We start from the raw sequence: 10331 nt of genomic DNA on the forward strand, positions 1-10331 counted from the left end.
ATCTCTGTAAGTGTCTCTTTTTCAATTGTCGGGATACCAGGATTCGAACCTGGGACCCCCTGCTCCCAAAGACATATAGCTGCAAAATACAGTGTATCTGTAAGTAGCTTATTTACTGCTTCTTACTGTTGATATTTACTGTAATTTATAAAGCTGAATCTAATGGTTTAACTGGTGGTTTAACTTCACTATATATTCCAAGATTTATTAGTAATTTCTTAGTTCAATCTTAACCTTCTATCCATTTCGTTCTCTGTTTTATCTGGGTCTTTATCTTCTTTCACGCATGTTTGATAAAAACTAATAATAAACATAAGTATAATGACACCGTAGAAAATTCGGTGTTGCTTATCATCTTTATTCTTACTCATAATCTTCGGTTTCTTCTTGACAATCATCGCAATAATCATCATAATAGTATTTATATCCACCACATTGAGGACAAACATTATCTTCTGATTCATCTTCTTCATTATCAGAATTTAGTTCATCTTCATAATCTATTATCTTTACTCTATACCTATATCCCTTATCTGAAACAAAAGATACTTTACCTGAACTAATATCTGGTGGTGTAAAATGACTATCATCTAACCATCCACCATTAGACCAAAATATCTTTACAAGTTTATCATCTTCTATCTTAACTTTCAAGGTGTATGTTGACTTTGTTCCAGTTTTCGGATTATGATATTTTATCTCAGCAAAATACTTACCATCAGAATAACTATAATCTGATTTATCATTGTTCCCCTTGCATGATAACAAGAACAACAATGAAAATAAGAGAACAAATATCTTCAACTGTAAATTAAGAGTCTGTACCATTATAATATCTCTTGAATTTTATCAACATTAATTGATACGTGTCTGTTTCTCTTATTGCTTTGTTTATTGCATCTTTATATTTCTGCTCTTTATGTTTCAACCGAAATACTGATATTAATGTTGCAATACCTCCTGTCACTAAATAGATTATAAAAAAGACAAAAATCAATAATGAAATAGCAGCAAAAAACTCCCATAAAGGAGTGAGAAACAATCCAATTACCCCTATGCCCAAACCTATTATTATAGGCTTGAAAATTTCATAAAAACTTTCTGTTGTGAAAGGATTATATGTATATTCAGGATTGTATCTTATTAACTCTTTTATCTTATAAAAATCTTTTTCAGTAATTATTGATGGTTCTACAAAACGATAAGTAGTTATACTTACTCTATGCATCATAATAGTTAATGTTTATAGTTTATTTATTTTAATATAAAAGCCCTCGTTTTAGTTGAAACTGATATTTAGTGTAATTCTCAATAATTGAAAGTTCTGCAACTATTTGTTCTTTAACAATAATATCGTATTCAGGGTAAGTTCTATGTGGATTTATAACTTGAAACCGAATATTAAAAATACAATTATCTATCTTCGAAACATTTATTTCAGTACAAATTTCCCAGTCAGGATAATTCATGTTCATATAGTCAAAAGTAAGTCCTCTTGCAATATCCTCATTACAATATTGTTTTATCTCTTTTTCTTTTTTTAGCATTGCAATAACACCTGAGAGAGTATTACGTTCTGGTTCATTTGTTGAATAATAGTTGATTTCTCTTTGAAGTTCATGTAGAGGTAAATAATCTCTTTCATTATTATATACAGCACGTCTAATCCAGTTATTTTGACTATCATACTCATAAGTTATAAAGAATGATTGTTTACTGTTGCCTTTTTCCTCATTTACCATTTCGGAGACAATATTGCCTTTATCGTCATACTTGTGAATTGTTTCTGATAATTCCAATATTGAGCCATATGTCTCTGATATTGTTTTTATCAATTGATTATTTGAAGAGTATTGGTATTCTGTTTTATTCCTCAATGAATCTTTGTTATTTCCCAAATTGGAAATAAAATACCAAGATTTTGAAATGAGGTTCTTCTTGTTGTCGTATGTATAAGTATATTTATTACAGTTGTATGTATTATCAATGGTTGATTCTATCTTAGATTCGATTAAATATCCTGATTTGTCAAATCTTTTTGTTTCTCTCTCTGGTGCTCCGCCCCATGAACTATAATGTTCAATTTCCGTTGGAGATATGTATTTATATGTAAAAGTTGTTCCATTATCAGATTCTGTTCTCTTTAACATATTATCTTCGTAATAATAATGAGTTTCAGAAGATGACGAAAACTCTCCTTGAGTGAAATAATCTCTCATTAGCCTTGTTAAATAGCCATTCTCGTTAAACTCAGAATAAGAACTACTTGTTATCTCTCTTTTTGCACTCTCTCTTTCATTTGCTTTCAAATTAACAGTTCTGACAGATTTGACCTTTCCTTTCAACTCTTGTTTTTCCCAATCATTTATCTCTTTAGGTGGAGTTGTACATGCACCCATACTTAGAAATATAAGTATTATAATGTATAGTTGTTTCATTTTGAAATTAGTTTAAACTGCACCATAGTTAAATAAGAAGGCATGGTACTAACCTTATTAGTTTCAGAGGTATCGCCAAACACCCACAGCCACAATAAGGAAGTCCATGCCTATAACATGAACATTCACTTACTACTTCAATGGCTGTTTCTAAAAATTGGCGATTTTCTGAAACCATCAGTAATAAAGCAAATGCTTTATATCAAATATGTTCTAACTCTTTCTATTTCTTCATAAGCAAACAATTAATGTTACTACAACAAAAATATAAATTTAAGTTGATAACAAAACCATCATTTTAAGAGAAATCAAAGTCAAAACATCGGGCATGGACTATTATTGTGTTTATACTCTATGTATATCTTACTATTTTTATTACAAAAAAACTCTATAAATAAAATATGTTTGAATATCTTGAGTTTTAAGTGGAAGTTTAAATAGGGCGTTTTCTTCTGTTCTAAGTGCTTGTGCATCTGTTGTAAAATACTTAACAACAACCAGACAACAAAGTAAAACAATTTCCCCCTTGTATTGTAATCATTCTACAATGTTGTACTTGATTGTTGTATTAGTTGTGAATCTGTCCCAATTCTACTGAAACCTATATAATAAGTGTTGTGTACATCTGGGACAGATTGTAAAAATGCTGTATAGAACTAACCAGAACATCATAAAGAAATAATATATGTTAGTTGTAACTTCAAGCTAATGCAGATGACAAGCTGCCCATCAGAGAGCTCTCACATCTTGATAGCAGCCTAAAGCTAAAACACCCTGCCTGCATTTCATATTTTGGCAATGGTGTACTTGTAATCTAACTGTAAAGCTGTCCACTTTTTAGGGAAATACCTATATAGTAGTTTCCTATTTTCTGGACAGATCGTAAAAAAACTGAGAGGTACAACATTGCAATAAAAACATATCCCAAACCTCATAACTTGAAGGCTTGGGATAATAGGTTGCTGTTCTTTATGCCTGTCCTACCACTCCCATATTGAAGCCCTCTAATGGGTTCTGCTGAATGAATGGTTGTTGAGCAAAACTTTGAAATGAAGGTTGAGTTTGCACCTTAGGTTCTTTCGGAGAATAAACATAAGAATGTTCCAGAGTTAAAACTTCTCCTGATTCAGTTATGTACTCATAAGGTTCACATTCAACCCTCTCAATACTTCCTGATAAAGTCCTGCCTATTAGCATCTGACAAACCTCAATTGGAAATGGAGTTGCTACTCGTGTTTTGTTTGCAGTTAGATAGAAGTTTCCATTCTCTGATTGAACTAACTTTAACTCTCCCTGTATTTCTAACGAAATAAAGGACTTTCCTTCTTTTGATTCCACTTGATGAAATCCAATAATTGTTACTGACATAATACTTTAGTTTAGCAAGTTGATTTAAGTAGTCTTAAACTACCACAGGTGTTTCCTGCTAAAACTTAGTGAGGGTTGTAGGATGGTACAGAAGATAAATATATAAATCCCCCCGCCAGAATTTCCTTTATATAGAAAGTGGCAGGGGAGTTTTCTTTTCCAAAACTTAGTGGGGGCTGTTTATAGGGGCATTTGAGTTTACATAAAGCCCACTTCAAATTTTGTAGTAAAAAATATTTTTCAGGAAGTGATGTTCTAAGGTAGGGTGGGTAAGGTGTTTTCTCCAAACTTTCCATCGGGTATATACTATATAATTTGATTGTAAATGTTTAAAATATGCTTACCTACCTTACTTTTTATGTCTTAAATACATATAATCTTATTGTAAATCTACTCTGTATTACTTTTACTTTTTCCAAAAATATAACCTAAAGCTAAGGTTATTATCGGTGTTATTATGCCCCAGAAGTCTACAATTCCAATTAGATTTTTATTAGTTCCAGGGTCTGAAAAAAATATTGCGATTGTGTATCCAATACCCGCAATTAGAAGAATAAATATTGTTAAACCAGCAATGTTCATTTTTACCGAATCTCCACAGCCAAAAAACTTCCCCAGTTTCCCTAATTCTTTATCTTTATTTTGATTCTCAAAGGTTTTGTCTATTATTTTTTGACTAGTTTCGGGGTCTATTGGGAGGTTGTTAAAATCTATGCCTTGTAAACTCATGCTTGTTCCTCCTTTTCTTTTAAATACCAAGTATAGTGGATTAATTTAACATCTTCTTTCTCATTAGAATCCACTCGGAAGTTAAATAGTATATCTTTCTTATTATATGTGCCTAATCTCATAGGTTTTAGCAACCCAAAATTAGAAAGGAATCCAAGATATTTTATTTTTATAAGAACAGTATTAAGGTCAAAAATACCAATCTTTGCTATTGGTTCTTTTACTTCATCATCCTTCTCAAACTCAAGTCTTACTTTTATTGGTGTTCCATCCTCTTCTACAACAAAGAGAGTAAAAGGCTTTTCTTCATCATAATGTATTACAACTCCTGTATCAAGAATCTCCCAACCACCTCCTGTCTCAAATTTTGTAACTTTCATTGTTTATTTATATAGTTAAATTAGGTCTTTAAGACTGTAAATGTAACAACTTTCTATTTCATTTAATATATAATTCATAATTTATTGGTGCTATTTTTTGTGGAAAACTAAAGACAGGACTTCACAATCTTACAGTTAGAAATGAAGTCCTGTCTAAGTATGGTTCAACTTGCTATAAAACCAACTTTACCTTTTAGTTGAGTGTTAAACCAATGTTATATTTATTGCGATGGTGTACTGGTGCTATCTTCTCACAAATACATAACTATCATCAAACCAATAGTCTGTTGTAAATAAATCATGTGCAAACTTCTCATAGTCAAAGTAAGTCTTTGCAAACTCTGATAAATCGTAAGTTTCTTCTATCAGTTCATAAGCATAATCTTCTTCACTATTATATTGACCTACAAATTCATCTCTAAATGTTGCAACAAGGTCATCAATATCTTGTGTAGAAATATCATAATTTGAATAAGTACACCATGAGCAAAAAGCATCATATTCTTGTGATGAAAAGCTCTCAAGTGTGTCCCTCAGTGCAAAGAAGTTATCACTTAACCAACATTCTCCTATCAGTCCTTCTGGTATATATTCCCAATCCTGAAACATAAGTTCAGGGTCAGTTTCATCTGAATGTAGTTCTAAACAAGCTTCTGTAAACTCTTCTTTATCTGAATAGTTTGATAAGCTGAGCCATTTGCCAAATAGTGAGCCTTCATTGTACTTGCTGTAAGTGCCAACATATATGCTGGCTTCATCTAAGTTCATATTCATTGTGATTGTGTTTTGAGTTGTTGTGTAGCCCTGTCAGCTACTTGAGAGGTAACAGGCACTTGCATCACAGCATCTATATATATTTATTGCTGTTGTGACTTGTAAGATTATATGAGGTATATAAAAACAAAAATCCATGACAGAGGTTTATTTCTATCATGGATTCAGTTCTATTGTCCTGTCCAGATTTTAGGGAGTTATATATATATGATATTACTAAAAAGTGGACAGCTTATGATTCTTGCTTCGAATCTTCATTGTTCTGATTTCCAAATAATTTCATCAACTGAGCACTTAACTCAATGTCAGCATCTGTTGGTTTTCTTTCATTGTAAAGGCTTTGTTTTATACCTTCTTTAGATGTTATTTTAACTTGATTTTGTGCATTAGAGATACCATCATTTTCTGCTTCGGTAATATAGCCATCTTTCTCTAATGACTCTTTTAGCCTGCTACTCAAAGCTTTTTCTTCATCTGTTGGGTCATTATCTGCATCTTCCCATTTAGGTTGATTTATTTCATGCCAATCAACAAAAACTTTATTATAATCATCATCATTTTCATAGTTTTCTTCTGGGGTAAAATCATATTCATATAAAAGATTAACTCCTGTTCTATTTGTTGGAATATCCTTAACTTCAATGTAGTTAATGTTTATTCTCCCAGATGGAGTATTAATTTTGTCTTTTGTTAGGTAAAAGAAAGCTTCTCTTAATTCTTTATATATTGCATTGATTGCAGATGCTGTATCTCCTAAGTTCTTTTGAAACTTTCTGAATGTCTTGAAATTATCATCCTCTGCAATTGATTTAATTGTTTGAATAATAAATGATGTTTCATCTTGAGTAAAGATAGGAGTTTCATATTTGTTATATGTTGGATAAATATAAGACTTTCCTTCATCAGTTTTCATTATCATCTTACTGTTGTTGATGAACAATTGGTATACCTCATATAGATTAAGGTAAGCATCAATTAAATGATTAGTTTCAGTATTAGGAGTTAATATATTTTGAATGTCGTAGATTTTAGCACAAGATATGGAGCATAGCAAATAATCTCCTGCTGAAAATTCCAAATCTTCAAACTGAGTATCATTATTTATCTCTATTGTTTTCATATACTTCTGGCTGAAAGCATGATTTCCTTTAGTGAATTTTTGGAGAAAAGCCATAATATGCCTTCTCAAGATAATATCACTTAGCTCTCGATATTCATCAATTTTTTTCTTTTTTACAAGTATCTTTATTTCAGACTTAATTCTACCATATAGTTTTTCATATAGTGTAACATCTGATTCTTTTGTATCATACCAGTTTATATTACAATTATTGAGTAAGTATTCGGATATAAAATGCTGAATATTATCAGGCTTAACTATTATTTTTTCCTTCGTTGTAGATATTGTCTTTAGTTTGCAATTAACAAACTGATTATTAAATGCTCCCCATATCATGTAGGCAGATAAGTCTTTTCCAAACATTATATAGTAAGAGTGAAGCATTTTTTCTCCTTTTGAAAGGATATACATATCTAGTGTTGGGTATTTTAGATATGGAAGAAACTCTCTTTCTTTTCTATCCTTTAAATCCTCTACTTCCTTTATTTCAGCATCAAGTCTCTTTTTTATTTTATCATAATGAATAGACATTAGTTTATTTTGGTCTTGATATGAGTGGTAGCTAAATGTTGGTTCATTGTTAGTATAAATGTAATTTTTCAATATGCTTATCCTAAGTAGATTCTCAATATAAGAGCCTTCTATATAATTGTATTGAATAAATTGTTTAGGATACGGCATTATTACATAAATATCTGATTTTTCTCTGGTTCTTGCTAATGCTTGTATCAAGGAAATTATACCATTTGTGAATATTCCAAAATCTCCACTCTTAACAAAACCTTGCATAGAGTATTTAGGTGGTAGAATTATAACATAACCACTATTCTTTTCTTTAATACTTACTCCTGTTTTAAAGGTAGTACCAATATTACATTTACCTTGAATATAGTTGCTACTATATGTTATTTCATCTGGAATACCTTTGTTTTTCTTTTGTCTATCTGTTAGATGGTCTTGCTCTGGTATGCAGATATTGATATTTTCCCCGAATTTAGATGTTAGCAAATCTCTTATCCTAACACCTTCTGTCCCATCAACAAGCCTGGAACATAGTCTTTTAGAATAAGACAATATGTTTAATACTTGATGTTTTTCAATTATTGGAGCAAGTAGTTCAACAAGTTCATTAGAGTCAAAATCATATGTATAGCCTTTTGTTAGATGGATGTGTAAGTTACTTAGTTTACTAACTTGTTGTTTCCTCTTAGACTCTATTATTTGAAGTTTCTTATGTGTTAGTTCTGCAATATATTTTATTACCACTTTAGATGCTTCATTGAAAGTCGCACTTAGAATAAAGGTTTTATGCAATACACTTTTAGTCCTGAATTTCCATAAGTTGAATATCAGGTCTTGTTTGAAGTTATGTATTGAATCATGTATTTCATCTAAGATTATTACTATTTTTCTATTGGTGTTTTTATTGATAGAGATAATTTTATCAAGATATGAGCGTTTTACAAATCCTTGTTCTACAGCATCATCCCCTGGATTACCTAATAAACAATTGATGGTAAATACATGAAGTCTTTCTGAACTGGATTTTTCAACTTCCTTTATTATCTGGGAAGATGTAGTCTCATTATCAATTTCTACTAAGTTTGCATAATCTGGAATATTGACATCAACCTGTTCTTTTAGTAGTATTTCTTCCATGTCTTTGATATACTGTTTTACAAGAGATTTGTGAGGAACTGCAAAAATAACAGAGTAAAGAGGATTGTTATTATCATCATAAGTCAAATAAAACTTCTTTGCAATATCTATAGCAAGTGTACTTTTACCTTGTCCCACAGATGAATTTATAACTACAGTATTACTTTCATTGTAATCTACGATGTTCTTGCTGTTAATAACATCAGATAAATACTCAGTGTCTTGTAAGTCTAATATTGTTTTTGTTGTTTTTAAGCCTACAGATTCTTCTTCATTCCAGAAGTCCTCAATATTCAACTCTTTGTATTCTATCTCTTTGTGGATGATTTCTGTATCTTTTACATTGTGGTCAAGGTTTGCAGCCATAATAACTTAGGGATTTGTCGATTTAACTTCTTTGTCCATATTTTAGTAAACTATTATATAAGGTATCTCCTAAAAAGTGGACAAACAAACCCCTAAATTATCAAAAATGTTAATAAAGACTTTAGTTCAGTTGAGATTAATTTACAACAAATTTACAAGTGCTTCATCAATCTGGTTATTTTCAAAGCTGTCTAAGTAAATTTGAGTAGTCTTGAGGTCAGAGTGTCCTAAAGTTTCTCCAATCAAAGCAATGTTTACTCCAGAGTTTTTCAATACAGTAGCATAGCTGTGTCTGGCTACATATGTAGTCAAATTCACATCTTCTCCAATCAGCTTGGATATATCCTTTAATGCCTTGTTTACTTTTCCCATAACTTTATGTATTCTGTTATATTTTTGAATTTCAGTTAAATGAGTATTTTTATCCAGAATTGGGAAAATATAGCCTGTTGTATTCACATTCACAGAATATTTGTCAACTATTTTAATAGCGGGTTCTATCAACGGAATAGTAATCTGTTTACCTGTTTTCTTGCGTTTATATGACATATTATTTCCGATGATGTTACTCATGGTTAAATGTGAAATGTCGGAGAAATTGATGCCACCACACAAATAACTGAATATAAATATATCCTTCGCAAACTGTAGATAATACCGCTTCTTGCTTATATCAAGTTCAATAATTTTTATTATCAATTCTTTACTGATTGCCCTTTTATTGGTCTTAGTGTCGAATTTTGATATTTTAAATTCATGGAATGGATATAAGTTTCGTCTTACATGTTTAGCTTCTATTGCTTTATTGTAAGCACTTCTCAGTGTTCTAAATGAAAGGCTTATGCTTGTTTCAGCATTCTTTTTCGTTCTTAACCAAGCTTCATATTCATTGAGCCACTTAACATCAATGTCACTAAATGGTATATCAATCTTACCTTTAGTAAAACTTCTGATAGAATTATAAGAATCTTTATATACCAGATAATTACCTTGTTTTCCTAAAGACCTGAATTTGGCTATGAGTTCCTTGTAAAATTCTTCAACTGTTTTTAATTCAATCTTATCTGATACAGAAGTAAGTAATGTTGTTGCTGTATAATCTTTACGTTCGGAGTTTAACTCCAGAATCTGCTTTTGAAACTCAGTCTCTTTTTCAAGTATAATCTTGAGTATTAATTCTTTATTGGGGCAATTAGGCTTTGGTTTATTCTTCTTAAAGTCCCAATGTTTCGGACTAACAGATATACCAAGACTCTGGTATTTCTTTTTGTTGTCTTTACATATCCTTATCATTAAAGGATGTTCTCCATTTGCTAATACTTTTGATTTGTAACATATCACATTTACAGTACTTTTCATTGAGTTTTTCAGTTTAACTCTTGGTTTACCTGAGTCAAAGAAAAACGACCAATTTTGCAGTATTTGGTATAAAAACAAAAAACACTTACATCTCTGTAAGTGTCTCTTTTTCAATTGTCGGGATACCAGGATTCGAAC

Annotated in this window: 10 protein-coding genes; 1 reads left to right on the top strand and 9 read right to left on the bottom strand. The window is 30.8% G+C overall.

Translation table 11 applies throughout. The features are described from left to right. Positions 1–363: 363 nt before the first annotated feature. Positions 364–654: a hypothetical protein gene (locus D0T53_RS13775; protein WP_163268652.1), complete on the bottom strand. Its 291-nt coding sequence runs from the start codon at positions 652–654 to the stop codon at positions 364–366. Between the two features lie 5 nt (positions 655–659). Between D0T53_RS13775 and D0T53_RS13780 the strand changes: the two genes are divergently transcribed. Next, positions 660–815, top strand: coding sequence for a hypothetical protein (locus D0T53_RS13780; RefSeq protein WP_163268654.1), 156 nt, complete (start codon positions 660–662; stop codon positions 813–815). On the opposite strand, the gene D0T53_RS13140 is transcribed toward D0T53_RS13780, so the two are convergent. The 8 genes from D0T53_RS13140 to D0T53_RS13175 form a co-directional block, all read right to left on the bottom strand. Beyond that, positions 812–1231 carry a LapA family protein gene (locus tag D0T53_RS13140; protein WP_163268656.1) on the bottom strand — a complete coding sequence of 140 codons (420 nt, stop codon included), beginning with the start codon at positions 1229–1231 and terminating at the stop codon, positions 812–814. The two genes, D0T53_RS13780 and D0T53_RS13140, sit on opposite strands and share 4 nt — an antisense overlap. A gap of 28 nt (positions 1232–1259) precedes the next feature. Further along, positions 1260–2438 carry a hypothetical protein gene (locus tag D0T53_RS13145; protein ID WP_163268658.1) on the bottom strand — a complete coding sequence of 393 codons (1179 nt, stop codon included), beginning with the start codon at positions 2436–2438 and terminating at the stop codon, positions 1260–1262. Positions 2439–3407: 969 nt separating this feature from the next. Continuing rightward, positions 3408–3806 carry a hypothetical protein gene (locus tag D0T53_RS13150; protein WP_185153004.1) on the bottom strand — a complete coding sequence of 133 codons (399 nt, stop codon included), beginning with the start codon at positions 3804–3806 and terminating at the stop codon, positions 3408–3410. 390 nt (positions 3807–4196) lie between these two features. Further along, positions 4197–4535, bottom strand: coding sequence for a hypothetical protein (locus tag D0T53_RS13155; RefSeq protein ID WP_163268651.1), 339 nt, complete (start codon positions 4533–4535; stop codon positions 4197–4199). Further along, the gene (locus D0T53_RS13160) at positions 4532–4915 is read right to left on the bottom strand and encodes a DUF6864 domain-containing function (RefSeq protein WP_163268660.1); all 384 of its coding nucleotides are present in this window, start codon (positions 4913–4915) and stop codon (positions 4532–4534) included. The genes D0T53_RS13155 and D0T53_RS13160 overlap by 4 nt, the downstream gene beginning before the upstream one ends. A 243-nt stretch (positions 4916–5158) precedes the next feature. Further along, positions 5159–5683, bottom strand: coding sequence for an antirestriction protein ArdA (locus D0T53_RS13165; RefSeq protein ID WP_255489454.1), 525 nt, complete (start codon positions 5681–5683; stop codon positions 5159–5161). Between the two features lie 238 nt (positions 5684–5921). Further along, entirely contained in the window at positions 5922–8834 is a 2913-nt protein-coding gene (locus tag D0T53_RS13170) for a DEAD/DEAH box helicase family protein (protein WP_163268664.1), read from the bottom strand. Positions 8835–8975: 141 nt separating this feature from the next. Continuing rightward, positions 8976–10193 carry a site-specific integrase gene (locus D0T53_RS13175; RefSeq protein ID WP_163268666.1) on the bottom strand — a complete coding sequence of 406 codons (1218 nt, stop codon included), beginning with the start codon at positions 10191–10193 and terminating at the stop codon, positions 8976–8978. Positions 10194–10331 lie beyond the last annotated feature (138 nt).

The organism is Dysgonomonas sp. 216, assembly GCF_010501065.1.
Lineage (GTDB): Bacteria > Bacteroidota > Bacteroidia > Bacteroidales > Dysgonomonadaceae > QVMM01.

Coding starts and splice junctions, on each gene's coding strand:
- D0T53_RS13780 (WP_163268654.1), top strand. CDS start 660: ATGTTGACTTTGTTCCAGTTTTCGGATTATGATATTTTATCTCAGCAA.
- D0T53_RS13140 (WP_163268656.1), bottom strand. CDS start 1,231: ATGATGCATAGAGTAAGTATAACTACTTATCGTTTTGTAGAACCATCA.
- D0T53_RS13145 (WP_163268658.1), bottom strand. CDS start 2,438: ATGAAACAACTATACATTATAATACTTATATTTCTAAGTATGGGTGCA.
- D0T53_RS13150 (WP_185153004.1), bottom strand. CDS start 3,806: ATGTCAGTAACAATTATTGGATTTCATCAAGTGGAATCAAAAGAAGGA.
- D0T53_RS13155 (WP_163268651.1), bottom strand. CDS start 4,535: ATGAGTTTACAAGGCATAGATTTTAACAACCTCCCAATAGACCCCGAA.
- D0T53_RS13160 (WP_163268660.1), bottom strand. CDS start 4,915: ATGAAAGTTACAAAATTTGAGACAGGAGGTGGTTGGGAGATTCTTGAT.
- D0T53_RS13165 (WP_255489454.1), bottom strand. CDS start 5,683: ATGAACTTAGATGAAGCCAGCATATATGTTGGCACTTACAGCAAGTAC.
- D0T53_RS13170 (WP_163268664.1), bottom strand. CDS start 8,834: ATGGCTGCAAACCTTGACCACAATGTAAAAGATACAGAAATCATCCAC.
- D0T53_RS13175 (WP_163268666.1), bottom strand. CDS start 10,193: ATGAAAAGTACTGTAAATGTGATATGTTACAAATCAAAAGTATTAGCA.